General features: G+C 60.4%; 16 protein-coding genes. 8 read left to right on the top strand and 8 right to left on the bottom strand.

From position 1 onward, the window contains the following. Positions 1–174: 174 nt before the first annotated feature. The 6 genes from lplT to ACSOSP_RS01015 all read left to right on the top strand — a co-directional run bounded on the left by lplT (position 175) and on the right by ACSOSP_RS01015 (position 7,881). Positions 175–1,473, top strand: a complete 1,299-nt coding sequence (gene lplT, locus ACSOSP_RS01040) for a lysophospholipid transporter LplT (protein WP_455309082.1) — start codon at positions 175–177, stop codon at positions 1,471–1,473. A 137-nt stretch (positions 1,474–1,610) separates the two neighbouring features. Continuing rightward, on the top strand, positions 1,611–1,979 hold the full coding sequence (locus tag ACSOSP_RS01035; protein WP_089165653.1) for a DUF883 family protein: 369 nt from the start codon (positions 1,611–1,613) through the stop codon (positions 1,977–1,979). A gap of 374 nt (positions 1,980–2,353) precedes the next feature. Continuing rightward, positions 2,354–3,121 carry a hypothetical protein gene (locus ACSOSP_RS01030; protein ID WP_455309080.1) on the top strand — a complete coding sequence of 256 codons (768 nt, stop codon included), beginning with the start codon at positions 2,354–2,356 and terminating at the stop codon, positions 3,119–3,121. Continuing rightward, positions 3,118–3,501 (top strand): hypothetical protein, encoded by a 384-nt coding sequence (locus ACSOSP_RS01025; protein WP_455309078.1) that lies wholly within the window; start codon positions 3,118–3,120, stop codon positions 3,499–3,501. The genes ACSOSP_RS01030 and ACSOSP_RS01025 overlap by 4 nt, the downstream gene beginning before the upstream one ends. Positions 3,502–3,905: 404 nt before the next feature. Continuing rightward, entirely contained in the window at positions 3,906–6,527 is a 2,622-nt protein-coding gene (gene mutS, locus ACSOSP_RS01020) for a DNA mismatch repair protein MutS (RefSeq protein ID WP_455310792.1), read from the top strand. A 37-nt stretch (positions 6,528–6,564) separates the two neighbouring features. After that, positions 6,565–7,881 carry a hypothetical protein gene (locus tag ACSOSP_RS01015; RefSeq protein ID WP_455309076.1) on the top strand — a complete coding sequence of 439 codons (1,317 nt, stop codon included), beginning with the start codon at positions 6,565–6,567 and terminating at the stop codon, positions 7,879–7,881. Positions 7,882–7,975: 94 nt separating this feature from the next. On the opposite strand, the gene ACSOSP_RS01010 is transcribed toward ACSOSP_RS01015, so the two are convergent. Then, a complete protein-coding gene (locus ACSOSP_RS01010) occupies positions 7,976–8,515 on the bottom strand; it encodes an FKBP-type peptidyl-prolyl cis-trans isomerase (RefSeq protein WP_455309074.1) in 540 nt (179 codons plus the stop codon). A 33-nt stretch (positions 8,516–8,548) separates the two neighbouring features. Between ACSOSP_RS01010 and ACSOSP_RS01005 the strand changes: the two genes are divergently transcribed. After that, entirely contained in the window at positions 8,549–9,772 is a 1,224-nt protein-coding gene (locus ACSOSP_RS01005) for a JmjC domain-containing protein (RefSeq protein ID WP_455309073.1), read from the top strand. A gap of 228 nt (positions 9,773–10,000) precedes the next feature. Then, the gene (locus tag ACSOSP_RS01000) at positions 10,001–10,267 is read left to right on the top strand and encodes a hypothetical protein (RefSeq protein ID WP_455309071.1); all 267 of its coding nucleotides are present in this window, start codon (positions 10,001–10,003) and stop codon (positions 10,265–10,267) included. A gap of 235 nt (positions 10,268–10,502) precedes the next feature. Here the strand turns inward: ACSOSP_RS01000 and ACSOSP_RS00995 are convergent, their stop codons facing one another. The 7 genes from ACSOSP_RS00995 to ACSOSP_RS00965 form a co-directional block, all read right to left on the bottom strand. Next, positions 10,503–11,276 carry an MBL fold metallo-hydrolase gene (locus tag ACSOSP_RS00995; protein ID WP_455309070.1) on the bottom strand — a complete coding sequence of 258 codons (774 nt, stop codon included), beginning with the start codon at positions 11,274–11,276 and terminating at the stop codon, positions 10,503–10,505. A gap of 10 nt (positions 11,277–11,286) precedes the next feature. Further along, a complete protein-coding gene (gene bamC, locus ACSOSP_RS00990; protein ID WP_455309068.1) occupies positions 11,287–12,429 on the bottom strand; it encodes an outer membrane protein assembly factor BamC in 1,143 nt (380 codons plus the stop codon). 176 nt (positions 12,430–12,605) lie between these two features. Continuing rightward, entirely contained in the window at positions 12,606–13,511 is a 906-nt protein-coding gene (dapA, locus tag ACSOSP_RS00985) for a 4-hydroxy-tetrahydrodipicolinate synthase (RefSeq protein ID WP_455309066.1), read from the bottom strand. Positions 13,512–13,553: 42 nt separating this feature from the next. Then, positions 13,554–14,183, bottom strand: a complete 630-nt coding sequence (locus ACSOSP_RS00980) for a class I SAM-dependent methyltransferase (RefSeq protein WP_455309064.1) — start codon at positions 14,181–14,183, stop codon at positions 13,554–13,556. An 18-nt stretch (positions 14,184–14,201) separates the two neighbouring features. After that, entirely contained in the window at positions 14,202–15,404 is a 1,203-nt protein-coding gene (locus ACSOSP_RS00975) for a tryptophan--tRNA ligase (protein ID WP_455309062.1), read from the bottom strand. Between the two features lie 4 nt (positions 15,405–15,408). Next, positions 15,409–16,074: a site-2 protease family protein gene (locus ACSOSP_RS00970; protein WP_455309060.1), complete on the bottom strand. Its 666-nt coding sequence runs from the start codon at positions 16,072–16,074 to the stop codon at positions 15,409–15,411. Positions 16,075–16,233: 159 nt separating this feature from the next. After that, positions 16,234–16,872, bottom strand: coding sequence for an L-threonylcarbamoyladenylate synthase (locus ACSOSP_RS00965; protein WP_455309058.1), 639 nt, complete (start codon positions 16,870–16,872; stop codon positions 16,234–16,236). Positions 16,873–16,968 lie beyond the last annotated feature (96 nt).

Here is a 16,968-nt window from a genome sequence, read left to right as displayed (position 1 = left end):
CGGCATCGAAGCAGCTTCCGGCCGGGTGCGCCCGCGTGCCGAAATGCGCTGCGAGCGCCCTGGCGGCTAACGTTGCCTGTGCAATTCTGCACGCCGTCGCCGCCTCCGCTAAAGTGTCCTGCTCGCCGTCCGCGGCATTCCTCACCCTTTCTGCCGCCGCTCCTCTTTCGTCTAATGAAAAAAGGCTTCTATACGATCATTGCCGCACAGTTCGTTTCGTCGCTCGCCGACAATGCGCTGCTGATCGCTGCCATCGCGATGCTTTCGGTGATGCATTCCGCGTCGTGGGTCACCCCGCTGTTGCAGATTTTCTTTACCGTCTCGTACGTGCTGCTCGCCCCGTTCGTGGGTGCATTCGCCGACGCCATCCAGAAACGCCACGTCATGTTCGTATCCAACGCGCTGAAAGCCGGTGGCTGCGCGCTGATGATCCTCGGCGTGCACCCCATGATCGCTTACGGCGTAGTCGGTCTGGGCGCCGCAGCGTATTCCCCGGCGAAATACGGCATCCTCACCGAGCTTTTGCCGCCCGAAAAGCTCATCCCGGCCAACGCGTGGCTTGAATCTGCAACGGTCGGATCGACGATTCTCGGTACTGTGATCGGCGGTGCGCTGGTCAGCCAGTATGTGCAGCATTTTGTGAGCGGGGCGCATCTCGTGCTCATCCGTTCAGCCGCCGACGCCGCCATGACCGCAGTCATGATCGTTTATGCAGCGGCCGCCGTGATCAACATCGGCATTCCCGATACCGGCGCGCGATACCCCAACCGGTTAAAGGAGCCGTCAAGGCTTGTCGGCGATTTCACTCATGCATTCAAGGTCTTATGGGGCGACAAGCTGGCGCAGGTCGCGTTGTGGGTCACGACCTTGCTGTGGGGGGCTGCGGTCACGCTGCAACTGCTGGTGCTCAAATGGGCAGCGTCGAACCTGGGTTTGTCTTTATCGAAAGCGGCCGTGCTGCAGGGCGTGACTGGGCTAGGTATTGCGATCGGCGCGAGTGCGGCCGCCGCGTGGGTGCCGTTGCGCAGTTCGCTGAAGGTCCTGCCGATCGGCGTGGTGACAGGTGCTGTGGCCATCGGCATGGCGTTCTACAACAAGGACCTCTTTCCGGCGGGTTCCGGCGTCCATATCGGTCCGCTGTTCGCACCGCTCTATATCCTGGGTGCGTATCCGCTGATGATTCTGCTAGGCGCACTGTCGGGCCTTTTCATCGTGCCGATGAACGCCATGCTCCAGCATCGCGGCGCGACGCTGCTGTCGGCCGGGGCATCCATCGCGGTTCAGAATTTCAACCAGAACCTCGCCGTTTTGTCGATGCTCGGTGCGTACGCGCTCTTGCTGACGACCAACCTGCCGGTGGAATGGATTATCGTGGTGTTCGGCGTGTTTATCTGCCTGATGATGTGGCTTGCCATGCGGCGGCATGCGCGCAATGAGCGGACGGTGGATTTGGGCGCGCTGGTTGAAGAGTGACGGTGTGGCGCAGATCAACGTGCGGGAATGAAATCTGCTGCATGCTTTGTTCGGCCTGCAAGCGAGTCGCGCTCTTTGCACCGAGCGCGTGGATTGCAACGAGCAACCAAACAAACGACACGTCAAAGGAGCTGCAAATGGGTCTATTCACACGTTCCACACTCGATAGCAACATCAATGGCGCGGCCAAAGTGGGGCATCGCGCGGTTCAGGGCGCAAGCGACGCGGTCGATACCGCCAGCACGCAGTTGCGCGGTTTGCTCGACGACCTCGACAGTTCGATCCGCGATGCGAAAGACATCGACGTGGACAAGCTGCGCAAAGACTTGCAAGCCAAGCTGAAAACAGCGCGCGCACAGTTCGACGGTTCGTCTTCGGCCATTGCAGGACGACTGAACGACGCCGCCGGTTACGCCGATGAATTCGTACACGACAAGCCGTGGCATACGCTCGGCGCGGTGGCGGGACTCGCGCTGCTGGTCGGATTCCTGGCAGGACGATCCTGATTGGGTGATTGGTCTTGTATGACATTCGAGGTAAAACAAAAACGCCGGCATTGCCGGCGTTTTTGTTTTTGGACGGTCGCTTTTTAAGGTCTGTACGCACAACGGGACATTGCACCCAGTTCCGCGTTAGCCATCCAGTCAGGGTTACGGCGTTAAGTCATCGCGGTAGGCTCATGTCTTGGCACTTCCACGCTCGAACGACCACTCAGCTGCACCGGTTTCAATACGCGCAATGCTTGGCCGGACCGTCCGTAGAAGCTGTCAACAACAACTTGCATGACTTAAGCAAAAAATTTATTTTTTCGCACGTCCGCGTTTGACAGGCGAAAAATCCTTAACCAGCGTACGCTCCTGATGTCAGCAAAGTAGGACTAATGAAAGCGATAGCTCAACTAAAGACAGCACAAATTTTCGACCGGATCAACGCTCTCCAGGCAACAACTTCGCACTACTTCAACTCAGCGCAGTTGACGCCTTTGGTGCGGGAGTGGTGGGCGACCAAAACCGAGATTGATTCAATAATGAAGATAGACGCGTGCGCTGCCTGGGAAGCAGCTGGCGCATGGAAGGGTCTCGCTGGAGACGTGGCAGGAACTGAAACTGCGTTTGCGAACAGCGTTCGACTGGGAAACTCCGGTTCGAACCGTGAAAACTGGATGATAAACCGCTTGAACCTGGGCTTGTTTTCTGCCGCCCAGAGCCTTTACGCGGTGACAGGACATCCGGAAACAGGTTACTTCACATTGCTGCTCGAGGTCGGCTACCAGTCCGGCGCGATTGGGCAAGCAGCCTCGTTCATCGAGAGGGCTAGAGAAATGAGCATCGAATGGGACGAGAATCAAGTCCAGGAAGTCATGACGGCCAATGCCATTCTTCGTCATGCGGGAATTTCGGATCAAGAGATTGGGCGACAGCTCGACGTTGCAGGTGCGCTCCTTCGGCGCTATCAAATCCGGCCGAACGCATCAGTGCTTGTCACGTCGGCGGACGACGTTTTTAGCGGCGTCACCTACTCGCTCGCGGTACCTGTCGGGGCCGAAAAAGCGTTCGACATGAACGTAGAGTTAGCGAGGGAAGAAGACAAAGCGGGCATCAACAAGAACGTCGCATTCGACGTCGTCTTTGAAGCGGTGGCATCTTGAGCTCCACGCCCCGAGAGCTGGTCGACTGTGCTGCCGAGTTGCTGAAGCAGGCGCTGGGCGAGCCGCAGTATCGCGCGGTATGCAGCCGCGCGTACTACGGCGCATTTCATGCAGCCAATGCATTTCACAATGCCCTTCCCGCGCCAGGGTCGGTGGGGGTCGCGCGCGGACGCCATCAGCAGTTGATCTCTCAGTTGGCAAATCCGACCTGCAGCAAACAAAACGACAACTATTTTGTCTCTCAAGCGCTCAGCAAAAAGCTCCGCCCATTGATCGATGCCCGCGTGAGAGCCGACTATCAGATCCATTCCGATATAAGCCTTGCGCTCGCGACGGCGACGGCAGTTGGCGCCAAAGCCATAGTGCAAAAGGTCATGTGACCCTTGCCACAAAGCCGCCCTTTCGACGAACCTCGGCCGCTCGGCGTTGCCGCCGGCACCGCCCTGTTGGTCTGGTTCCTGACTGGGCGATCATGATCGGTCTTGCATGAGGTTCCCGCTAAACCAAAAAACGCCGGCTGCGCGGTGTTTTTGCTTGGCCTAGACGTCTTTCGTGATGGGCCACCCTTATTGGCCGCATAACAGGAAATTGCGCTCCGTCCAGCGTTAGCTATTCGACCGACATTCCCGCGACCAGCCGACGCGGTACACTCGTGCCCTTAGGACTTTCGCACATTCACGCACGCAAGATGGGTACGCATATCTCCGTTTCGTCTACCGCTCAAGACTTGAATCCGGCCGCGCAGGAACCTGGCGCCGCTGTCGATCTGTCGCACCATACTCCCATGATGCAGCAGTATCTGCGCATCAAAGGGAAGCATCCCGGCACGCTCGTGTTTTACCGGATGGGCGACTTCTACGAGCTGTTCTTCGACGACGCCGTCAAGGCTTCGCGCCTGCTCGACCTCACGCTCACGCAGCGCGGGGCGTCAGGCGGAAACCCGATCAAGATGGCCGGCATCCCCCATCATTCGTGCGAGCAATATCTGGCGAAGCTCGTGAAACTTGGGGAATCCGTCGCTATTTGCGAGCAGATCGGCGACCCGGCAACATCAAAGGGACCGGTCGAGCGCAAGGTCGTGCGCGTAGTCACGCCCGGGACACTGACCGATGCCGCCCTTCTCTCAGACAAAAACGATGTCTTCCTGCTCGCCCTCTGCCCGGCGCACAACCGCCGCGGCGTGGTTACGAGCGTCGGCCTGGCATGGTTGAACCTGGCGAGCGGCGCATTGCGTCTCGCCGAAGTCGCGCCTGATCAATTGAGCGCGGCGCTGGAGCGCATTCGCCCGGCGGAAACGCTGATCGCGGACTCATTTTCTACGACCAACGCGCCGTTCGAAGTGCCGAACGTAGGAGCGACAACGCGCTCGCCCGCATGGCATTTCGATATCGACTCGGGCACGCAACGCCTGCGTGAGCAACTCGATGTCGCCAGCCTCGACGGCTTCGGTGCGCACTCGCTGACCTCAGCGTGCGGCGCCGCAGGCGCGCTACTGTTGTACGCAGCCGCCACCCAGGGCCAGCAACTGCGGCACGTCCGCAGCCTGAAGGTGGAGTACGAATCCGAGTACATCGGCCTCGACCCGGCCACGCGGCGTAATCTCGAAATCACCGAGACCTTGCGCGGCACGGAGTCTCCCACCTTGTGCTCCCTGCTGGACACATGCTGCACGACCATGGGCAGCCGTCTGCTGCGCCATTGGCTGCATCATCCTCCACGCGACTTCACTATCGCGCAAAGCCGGCAGCGTGCAATTGGCGCGTTGCTCGACGCGCCCGCAACCGCGAGCCTCGATGGTTTGCGCGCGGCGTTGCGGCAGATTTCGGATATCGAACGGATTACGGGGCGGCTGGCGCTGCTGTCGGCGCGGCCACGCGACCTCTCCAGCCTGCGCGATACCTTCGCGGCCCTCCCCCAACTGCGCGAACGGCTTGCCGGCGTGAAGATGAACGCGGCATCGCTTGAACGTATCGATATCTCGCTTGAGCCGCCGCCCGAGTGCCACGCGCTGCTGAGCCGCGCAATCGCGCCCGAACCCGCGGCGCTTATCCGCGACGGTGGCGTGATTGCTCGCGGTTACGACGCGGACCTCGATGAGCTTCGCGACATCTCCGAGAACTGCGACCAGTTCCTGATCGACTTGGAAACGCGTGAGCGCACACGAACGGGCATCGCGAACCTGCGCGTCGAGTACAACAAGGTGCACGGCTTTTATATCGAAGTCACGCGCGGGCAGACGGACAAGGTTCCGGATGACTACCGCCGTCGCCAGACACTGAAGAATGCCGAGCGTTACATCACGCCGGAGTTGAAGACCTTCGAAGACAAGGCGTTGTCTGCACAAGACCGGGCGCTGGCGCGCGAGCGTTTGCTCTACGACGCGCTGCTGCAAACGCTGCTGCCGCACATTGGCGACTGCCAGCGCGTAGCGGCGGCCCTTGCCGAACTCGACCTGCTTGGCGCGTTCGCAGAACGAGCGCTCGCGCTCGACTGGATCGCACCGGAATTCGCGGGCGACGCAGGTATCCACATCGAGCAAGGGCGGCATCCGGTGGTGGAAGCGCAGGTCGAGCAATTCATCGCGAACGATTGCTGCCTGAACACCGAGCGCAAGCTGCTGCTGATCACCGGACCGAACATGGGCGGTAAGTCGACGTTCATGCGGCAGACCGCGTTGATCGCGCTGCTCGCTTATGTGGGCAGCTATGTGCCCGCGAAACGCGCGCGCTTTGGCCCGATCGACCGGATCTTCACGCGCATCGGCGCCGCCGACGATCTCGCCGGTGGCCGTTCCACCTTCATGGTCGAAATGACCGAAGCAGCGGCTATCCTCAACGACGCCACGCCGTCGAGTCTCGTGCTGATGGACGAGATCGGCCGCGGCACGTCCACCTTCGACGGCCTCGCGCTCGCGTGGGCCATCGCGCGTCATCTGCTGTCGCATAACGGCTGCCATACGTTGTTCGCCACGCATTATTTCGAACTGACGCAGTTGCCGGCCGAATTCGCACAAGCAGCAAACGTGCATTTGTCGGCGGTCGAACACGATCACGGCATTGTGTTCCTGCACGCGGTGAACGAAGGTCCGGCGAACCAGAGCTACGGCTTGCAGGTCGCGCAACTGGCAGGCGTACCACCCGCGGTCATCAAGGCTGCAAGGAAACACCTGGCGCATCTGGAGCAGCAGTCGATCGGCCAGCCATCGCCGCAATTCGATCTGTTCGCACCACCTGTTGTTGAGATCGCTGACTGCGAAGAACACGAGGAACCAGCCGAAGCGCAGCCGCACCCGGCGCTAGATCGGCTGCGTGCAATCGATCCGAACGAATTGCGCCCACGCGACGCACTCGATCTGCTCTACGAACTACATGAGCTGGCGTCGAACGCTCCGGATGCGTCGCGTTAAGGCGGACTTGAGCACCGACTGGCCGGGCGCGCGACGCATGGAGCGAACTCGTGCCGTCATCTGCTTGACCACCCTCTTGTTGCTGGCCGGAAGATGGCAGTGTGCGCAAGCCGAGGCGCCGCCGCCCACACCACTCACATTCGCCATCGCTTCGAACGTACTCGACAAGCAAGCCGGCGAACCTGCGCTTCAGCATCTGCTCGACGCCGTCGGACAAGAACGAAACACGTCGTTCATCGTCTACGACGGCGGCCTCAAAGGCGAATCGGAACCGTGCCGGGATTCACTCTACGACACGCGCCACCAAATCTTCGATACTTCGCGCAAACCGGTCGTCCTGCTGCCCGGCGGCAACGACTGGGCGTCGTGCGGTCTCGCGCAAGCGGGCAGTTACGATCCGGTCGAACGGCTGGATTTCATCCGTCAGTTGTTCTTCGGCGACTCGACTTCGCTGGGCCAGAGCCCGATGAACGTGATCCGCGAAAGCGATGTCGCGCGCTTCCGGCCGTTCCGCGAAAATGTCCGATGGCAAACCGACGGTGTTGCGTTCATCGGCTTGAACGCGCCCGCGCCGAACAACCACTACCTGACCGCGGGCGGACGCAACGGCGAGTTCGAGGACCGCTCCGTCGCCAATGCGTTCTGGCTGGAGCATGCGGTGGAAACCGCTCGACGCTCGGAGATGCGTGCGGTCGTCGTGATCCTGCAGGGCGACCCCGACTTCACGCGTTACGAACGTCGCGATCGTTTCGCATGGCTGCGCTTTTCTCGCAGCGATACGTCGCGCGATGGTTTTCTCGAACTCAAGCGCAGTCTTGTCAAAGCCGCCGAATTGTTTCGCGGACCCGTGATCGTGATCCACACGTCGGATACGCCTTTACCCAGAGGCTTTCGCATCGACCAGCCACTACGCAACGACAAAGGCACGGTGGTGGCCAACCTGACGCGCATCGCGATAGGGTTGAAGAAACCACAATCGCAATGGCTGGAAGTGGAGTCGGATTTCGCATGGCGGCCACCGTTTCGGGTGCGCGTGCGCGACGTGACTGTGAAGTCGATGACACCCGGCCAGGCGGCGCCGAGCGTGTCCGCGTCTTCGTCGATACCGTCGTCGGCGCCCTCGCCTTCTTCGTCTCCATCGATGCCCGGCGTTGAAAACGACACCCCCGGGCCTTCATCATTTTTCCAGCAGATGCAGCCCGTGCAACCAACGCAGCAAATACCACCGGCACGTCAACCTGACACCGGCACGGCCGCATCTGCAGTGCCACCCATGATGAACCTGAACTCGCCCGCGAACCTGCCGCCGATCCTGCCGTTGCCAGCGAGCGGTACATCGGGCACGGGGCAATGAACCCGCTCGCGAATCATCACGCGAAATAAAACAAAGGCGCAGCAACTTGCCTGCGCCTTGTTTCATATCGTTTAAATCAACCTCTACAAACGCCTCAGTGCAAGGTCGGGCCTGCGTCCGCGCCCGGCTCTTCGTCGTCCTCATCGAGGACTTCAAGACCGTCGAGGCCATGCGCGTGCTGGTGTTCCTTCTCGTCCTCGGTGGCTTCGCGGACTTCCTGCACATTGAGCGCAAAACGCAGCGCCATGCCCGCGAGCGGATGATTGCCGTCGAGCACGACTTTATCTTCCGCCACGTCGGTGACCGTGTAGATCAGCGAATCGAGTTCGTCCTCGCCGTCTTCCGGCGTGCCTTCGAACTGCATGCCGACTTCGAGCGGTTCCGGAAACCGGCCGCGCGCCTCGACTTTCACGAGATCGGGATCGTACTCACCGAACGCATCCTGCGGTTCGAGCTGCAACTGGGTTTGATAGCCGGCTTCCTGACCGTCGAGTGCTTCCTCGATCTTGGGGAACGTGCCATCATAGCCGCCGTGCAGATAGACCATCGGCTCGTCGCTTTCCTCGATCAGATTGCCATGAGCGTCCGAGAGCTTATAGGCTACTGATACGACGGTGTCTTTTGCGATTTTCATTGGATTCTCCAAGATACAAGCCTCAATTATACGATGCCAGCGCGGTCTCCTAACGTTCCCTCAAGTCCTTTCGCGGTGCCGCTTCCCGACGAACCTTCAACCCTGCTCGGCAACCTCACGCCGGCGCAATTCATGCGCCGGTACTGGCAGAAAAAGCCGCTCCTGATCCGTCAGGCGATTCCTGGCATTCAAGCCCCGCTATCGCGCGACGAATTGTTCGAACTTGCCGATAGCGAAGATGCAGAATCGCGCCTCATCACGCATTTTCGCAAGTCCTGGGCGATGGAGCACGGGCCTTTTGCGGCCGATGAATTGCCATCTGTGAAAAAGCGTGACTGGACATTACTCGTGCAAGGGGTGAACCTGCACGACGACCGTGCCCGCGCGCTCCTGGACCGCTTCCGTTTCATCCCCGACGCCCGCCTCGACGACCTCATGATTTCGTACGCCACCGACGGCGGCGGCGTGGGTGCGCACTTCGATTCCTACGATGTGTTCCTGTTGCAGGTCCACGGCAAACGGCGCTGGCGCTTCGGCGCGCAGCGCGATCTCTCGCTAAAAGAGGGGTTGCCGTTGAAAGTTTTACAGCACTTCGAAGCCGACGAGGAGTGGGTGCTGGAACCGGGCGACATGCTTTATTTGCCGCCTCACATCGCTCATGACGGCGTGGCGGAGGGCGAGTGCATGACGGCGTCCATCGGCTTCCGGGCGCCTTCTGCAAGCGAACTGTCAGGCCAGTTCCTGTACCACCTTGCGGAGCGGCTGGACAACGCCCACGGCGCTGGTGCAAACAATGGCGCCCTGCGCTACCGGGACCCTACGCAGCCGGCAGTCAGCCACCCGGCATTGCTGCCGCAGATCATGATCGACCGGGTTGGCGCGATCCTTGCGAACATTGAATGGAATGAGAAGGACGTTGCTTCGTTTCTCGGCACGTACCTGAGCGAACCGAAGCCGAATGTCGTATTCGATCCACCTCGACGCCCCTTGAATGAGAACCGATTTATCGAACGCGCGAAACAATCAGGTTTGAAGCTCGATAAAAAGACCGTGCTGCTTTATGACACGCACGCTTATTTTATGAATGGCGAACAGGATTTAATGTCGGGAAAGGACAAAAAATGGCTTCCTGAACTCGCCGACAAACGCTATTTGGAGGGGAAACGCTTTGTAACACTCTCAGGCGATTCGTCAATGACAGTGCTACTGCACGAGTGGTATTGTGCGGGCTGGATACAAGTTGACGCAAACGCCTAGTGTTTGGACTATCTTGCTGTTCCGCGGGTTGAAATGTATGAGAAAGACAACGTATTGTCCCCTGATTTATCGACGGTCGATACGAAAGTGCATATAATTTCCGCCCAAGCCGTAGGAAGTCTCACAGACATACATAATGTGAGTCCACAACGGCCCGGGTCGGTGTTGGAGCACACATTACCGGTACTTTGCGCTGTTGCTTACCTTTAACCATAAAAGGACGTGATCATGAAGAAATCTCTCCTCGTAGCATCCCTGTTGGCTGCTGTTGCTCTTGCTGCATGCAACAAGTCTAGCGATACGGCTGCTCCGGGCGCTGCTAGCGATACCTCGGCTGCTGCTTCGGCACCTGCCGCTGCTGCTTCGGATTCGGCAGCTGCTGCAAGCGACGCAGCTTCGAGCGCTACGGCTGCTGCAAGCGACGCAACTGCGGCTGCTGCATCGGCAACCGACGCAGCTTCTGCTGCTGCTCCTGCTTCGGGCGCAAGCCAGTAAGCACCTAGTCAGGGGCCTAGTTTTCCGCTCTTTCGGCTGGTTTATCTAGCTGGATATTTAGCTGAGAACGAAGCCTCCGCAATAAGCCTCGCAGGATGTCGTTCTGGGAGGCTTATGAAAAAACCGGCCCTCGGGCCGGTTTTTTTACGTCTGCTGGTTCCTGGTGTGAATTGCGAAAGGCCGGATATGCGGCGCAGCGCGTGGTGCGCCGCTTAACGGCGAATGCTGAGCGGTTTTATAACGACAGCCAGTCGAACCCATCGGCTTGCGTAGCCACCACGACATCGGCCGCGGCGCCACCGAGCACGGCGGCGAGCGCCGCCTGGGCCAGCTCGGGCAAGTTGTTCTCCCGGCTCAGGTGAGCGGCCACCAGATGGCGCAGCTTCGATCGATCGAGCGCTGCGAGAATGCCTGCTGCAGCGTCGTTGTTCAGGTGTCCATGCATACCGCCAATACGCGCCTTGAGCGACGCTGGATAGCGGCTTGTCGCGAGCATCCCGACATCGTGATTCGATTCGAGCACCAGGGCATCGCAGCCGCTCAAGACAGAAGTGATATGGGCTGTAGCGCCCCCGACATCCGTCAGGACGCCCAAACGGCTTGCGCCGTCCGAGAACACATATTGGAGGGGCTCGCGCGCGTCGTGGGGCACTGTGTAGGGGAGCACTTCCAGGTCGCCCACCATCACGCTCTCGTCGCCCCAGAGCACGTGCAGATCGACTGGCGCGTCGTCGGCGCCCACTGCCCGTGCGGTACCCCAGCTCATGTGCAACGGAATGGACCATTTGCGCGCCAGCGTCAGCGCGCCGCCAATGTGATCCGCATGCTCATGTGTGATAAGAATGGCGTCGATCTGGTCTGCGCGCACGTCGAGGCGCGCGAGGCGCCGTTCGACTTCCTTCGCGGAGAAACCACAATCCAGCAGCACGCGCGTGGTGGTCGTGCCGCTGACCGACTCGACCAGCAACGCATTGCCTTCACTGCCGCTGCCGAGACTGGCAAAACGCATTGGCAAAAACCTAGTTCAACTGTGCATGCAACAACGCGACGATCCGTTGCGCATCAGTCGATGTATCCACCTGGCCGTTGGCGTCGACCACGGCAATCTCCGTGACGGTGTCCGCCTTCGGACGCACGTTGACCATGAACTCGCGTGAAGGCTTGGGCGTGCCGCCGCTAAAGAACTTGCCGAGCAAACCTTCCTTCTTCAACTCCGCCATGGAGTCCGAGAAGCGCACGTAATAGAGGCCCTTCGCGCGATCGCGGTTGTCGACGGTGAAGTTGGTCCGGTCAAGTGCAAGTCCTACACGCAACCAGGCGCTGTCGAACGGCTCGGAGAGATCGAGCGTGGACGAGCCACCCGTCGGATCAACGCTCGCCGTTGCACCTGCCGGAACCGCATCGGTCAGCAGTTGCTTGGCCTGTGCGTCGGTGAGGCCGAATTTCTCCATCAGCTTGGCGAGGAACGCCGCTTCAAGTGCGGGGTTACGCGGCCGCTCGACCCATTTCGACGATGTCTTGTCCTGACCCGTGAGCATTTCTTCCATCGCGCTGTGGCTGATGGAGATGTCAGTGGAACCACCCGAGCCGCGCTCGACCAGGGTACTGAACTGATCGCGCGTACCCGATGAATAGGCAAAGTCGACCAGCTTGCCAATGCTCTTCCTGAACCAGTCGTCCGGAATGTTCGCGCGATTTTCAGCCCAATCGGTCGTCATGATGCCGGTGGCGGCGGCATCGGTCTTGAGCGTAAATCCGTTCTCTTCCCAGAACTCCTGCAACTGCGGCCAAAGCTGGTCCGGGGAGCGGCCATCGACGACAAGCCAGCGGCGATCGCCGTCACGCTCCACGTGCATGCCGAACGGGTCTTGCGGGCTTGGCACGCCCACGGTTGCATTGCCTGCGGGCGTAAGCGCACGGGGCGCAGCGCCGCCCAGCGTATTCAGCTTGGGCGGTGCGGCATAACGCTGGCTGATGTCCGCGGTGCTCAGGTCTGACGGCACGGTCAGCGTAGGCGCCGTTTCAGCACCCTTGTAATTGACCCGATCCGGCGCGAGCCAGTCGTTCAACGTGTCACAACCGGCAAGCGAGATCAGCGTGCCGATTCCAAGCGACAGCACGCTCAGGGTGCGAGCGTGATTGAATAAGACGGAACGTTTCATGAGGTCCTTCGTGATGCTGAATGCGCGTTGCCTGGAAGCCAAGCCTGGAAGCTAAGCCGGAAACGGGTCGATGAACGACGGGTTGATGACACTCGCTGGCTGGCCAAACGGTAGTAAGGCCGACACCACTGCATTGCAGCGGGGCGCATGGTTTGAATGCACCCCACTGCCGGCCGTCAGGCCAGAAGTCCTGTTTCGCGCAACGCGTCGCAAACGACGTCGTGATAGCGCGCGTCGAGCGGCGTCAGTGGCAGGCGGATTCCACCTTCCATCCGCCCGAGCGCAGCAAGCGCCCACTTCGCGGGGATTGGATTCGACTCGCAAAACATCTGCTTGTGCAGCGACAACAAGCTCAGGTGAATCTTGCGCGCGGTGATCGCGTCGCCGGCAAGCGCCGCGCGGCAAAGTTCGCTCATCGCTCTCGGCGCGACGTTCGCCGTCACCGAAATATTGCCGTGGCCACCGAGCAGCATCAATGCAATTGCGGTCGGATCGTCACCGCTGTAGATCGCAAAATGCGCCGGCGCGTACTTGATCAGGTTCGCCGCACGGTCAATATTGCCCGTAGCCTCTTTCACGCCCACGATGCCCGGAACGTCGGCGAGACGCAGCACGGTGTCGTGGTTCATGTCGGCAACGGTCCGGCCCGGAACGTTATACAGGATGACGGGCAGGTCGACGGATTCCGCGATTTTGCGGAAGTGCTGGTACATGCCTTCTTGCGTCGGCTTGTTGTAATAAGGAACGACTTGCAGCGTGGCGTCGGCGCCGACTTCCTTCGCGGCTTTCGCCAGCTCGACCGCCTCGGACGTAGAGTTGCCGCCCGCGCCAGCGATGATCGGAAAACGCTTGGCCGTATGTTCGACGGCGGTTTTCACCATCAGGATGTGTTCATCGACTGAGAGCGTGGCCGATTCGCCGCTGGTGCCGACCACGACGAGGCCGTTCGTGCCCTCTTCAACATGCCAGTCGATCAGTTTTCGAAACGCCGGCAGATCGAGACTACCGTCCTCGTGCATCGGGGTGACGATGGCAGGAATGCTGCCGCGGATCTGGATGCCGCCGTGTGTTCCGTTTGTCATGAAACGCTATGAAATTGGTCGGTAAACCGCGATTGTAGCGGATTAGCCCTGCAGTACGTAACGAACGGGATCTGACGCATTGTTACGTTCCGTAAGGCCGGTTGGCGTGGGCCGCAACGGGGCGGCAGCGACGATGCGCTGCACGCAGGATGCGCGCGGCACGTTGATAAAACCATCCTGATAAGCGATGACCCGTAACCTGCCCCGCACGGCGTCGAGCAGTTCGCCGGGATTGAGCAGGAAGTTCGGGTTCGAAGGCTTGCCAAAACGTTCGTTGCCCGCAGCGAAGGTCTCGTAGAGCAGCACGCCGCCAGGCGCGAGGGCATCGAATAAATAGGGGAACAGGGGCCGGTGCAGGTAATTCGTTACGACGACCGCGGCAAATTTCTCGTCGGCGCGTAGTGGCCAGCTTGCGTTTTCCAGATCGGCGCAACGCGTCGCGACATGCTGCACGCCGGCGAGACTCGCCAAAGCGGTTTCGTCACGGTCCAGCGCCAGCACCGGATGCCCGCGCGACGCGAAATAACGCGCGTGACGGCCATTGCCCGACGCGACATCGAGCACAGCACCGCGCGGCTCCACCAGATGCGACCATTGTTCCATCCATGCACTGGCCGTGGTCGGTGGCGTGGGAGGCGTAGGCGCCGTGGATGACTGTTCAGGCGCTGACATCGTGCGTCATCAGTTACATCAGTTGTATGAGAGACCCATTGCGTCGCGAACGTCGCGCATGGTCTCGACCGCGAACTTGCGCGCCTTGTCGCAACCGTCGGCCACGATTGCGCGCAACAGCGACGGATCGTCCATGTATTTCTGCGCGCGTTCCAGCATGGGTTGCTGCTCGTGCAAGATGCCTTCGATCACCGGCTGCTTGCATTCAAGGCAACCGATTCCCGCGCTGCGGCAGTTCGTCTGCACCCACTTGTGTGTGGTTTCGTCGGTATAGACCTGATGCAGTTGCCACACCGGGCATTTGTCCGGATCGCCGGGATCGGTGCGGCGAACCCGCGCCGGATCGGTCGGCATGGTGCGCACTTTCTTCGTGATGGTCTCGGCGTCTTCACGCAAGCCGATGGTGTTGCCATACGACTTCGACATCTTCGCGCCATCGAGTCCCGGCATGCGCGAGGCTTCCGTCAACAGCGCCTGGGGCTCGACCAGAATGATCTTGCGCGCGCCTTCCAGGTATCCGAACAGCCGTTCGCGATCGGCCATCGACAGGCTCTGCGATTCCTGCAACATCGCCCGCGCTTTTTCAAGCGCCTCGTCATTGCCTTCCTGCTGATACGCGACTCGCAACTCGTGATAAAGCTTCGCGCGTTTGCCACCGAGTTTCTTCGCGGCATCGAGCGCTTTCTCTTCGAAATCCGCCTCACGCCCGTACAGATAATTAAAGCGCCGCGCGATCTCGCGCGTCATCTCCACGTGCGGCACCTGGTCTTCGCCGACCGGGACGAGCGACCCGCGATACAGCAGGATGTCGGCGGCCATCAGCACCGGGTAACCGAGAAAACCGTACGTGGTCAGGTCCTTTTCCTTCAGCTTCTCGATCTGCTCTTTGTAGGTCGGCACGCGTTCGAGCCAGCCGAGCGGCGTGCTCATGCCGAGCAGCAGCGCAAGCTCGGCGTGTTCTGGCACGCGGCTCTGGATAAAAAGCGTGGCCTGCGCCGGATCGATGCCGGACGCGAGCCAGTCGATCAGCACTTCCCAGACGTTCTTCTCGATGACTTCAGGCGTTTCGTAGTGGGTCGTCAGCGCATGCCAGTCGACGACCGCGAAAAAGCACGGGTACTCGGACTGCAGCCGCACCCAGTTCTTGAGCACGCCGTGATAGTGGCCTAGATGCAGCGAGCCGGTCGGCCGCATGCCGGAGAAGATACGGTCAGGGAACATGGATTTATTGTAAAAGCGAGGCAAGGGGATTCAGGACGGCCGACACCGCGACATACCCGGCGCTCACCAGCGGCCCGAGCCAAAAACGCGTCAAGGTACCGGTCATGACTAGTGCCATCACGATGAAAAAACCGAAAGGTTCGAGCCGCGACAGCATGATCGATGCGCGCACAGGCAGCAGCGCCATCAGCACACGTCCACCATCGAGCGGCGGCAACGGAAACAGGTTGAGCACGCCGAGCACGAGGTTCACGCCAACGCCGGCCGCAGCCATGCGCGTAAAAAACGGCTCACTGACATTGAACGACGCCAGCAGCACCGCGACCACGCCCCAGATGAGCGCCTGGACGAAATTGCTCGCCGGTCCTGCCGCCGCGACCCACAAGCTGCCCCAGCGTGGATTGCGCAGGTTTCCGAACGCCACGGGCACGGGCTTCGCATAACCGAACATGAATGCGCCGCTGGTGGCGAAATAAAGGATCAGCGGAATAGCAAGCGTGCCGACAGGGTCGATGTGGCGCATTGGATTGAGCGACACGCGGCCAAGCACGTAAGCCGTGTTGTCACCCAGCAGACGTGCCGCATAGCCGTGAGCGGCCTCATGCAGCGTGATCGCGAAGATCACCGGGAGCGCGTAGACCGCGATAGTTTGTATCAGGGAGGAATCCATAGCTCGCTATTGTATCAAGCAGTTGTGGCGCCACTCGTTGGCGGACGGTTTGGCGTTCGCCCAGGGCAATGGGGCGCGAGCGTCGAGACAGTGAGTTTGCGTCCGGGGTTATTCACCCGAACGTAGCGTCACTGTCTATTGTGTCATCGTGCGGGGTTTTCAGGCGCTTTCGGCAGTAAGGCCAAATGGTTCCAGACTGCCACGGCCTGGACGCACCAGCACGGGCGCGTCGCCGGTCAGGTCGATGACCGTGGAAGGTTCCATCGCGCATGCGCCGGCGTCGATGACCAGGTCGATTTGTTTCTCCAGCCGCTGGCGAATCTCTTCGGCGTCATTGAGCGGATGGGTATCGGGCGGCAGGATCAGCGTCGAGCCGAGCAGCGGCTGGCCCAGCGCTTCAAGCAACGCGAGCGTGATCGCGTGATTCGGCACACGCAGGCCGATAGTCTTTCGCGACGGATGCGACAGGCGCCGCGGCACTTCTTTCGTCGCCTGAAGCACGAACACGTAAGGACCGGGAGTCACCGATTTAATCAGACGATAGTTGCGGTTATCGACGATCGCGAAATTCGACAATTCCGATAAATCGCGCACCAGCAGCGACAGCAGTTGCTTGTCGTCGAGCCCGCGAATCCGGCGGATGCGTTCGACGGCGTTTTTATCGTCGAGATGACACGCGAGCGCGTAGCTGGAATCGGTCGGCAACGCGACAATGCCGCCATCATTGATGATCTGCACCGCCTGGTTGATCAGGCGCGGCTGCGGATTGTCAGGATGAATTCGAAAGAATTGAGACATGACCAGATGACGTAGGTGGGTTGTCCGGGGTTGCTTGCAAACCGGCGCCGGGCCGCCCCATGCGAACACGCGAGAATACCCGCAAATGCACGCGGT

The sequence above is a fragment of the Caballeronia sp. KNU42 genome (assembly GCF_053760385.1).
This window is presented reverse-complemented; position numbering and strand designations above follow the sequence as displayed.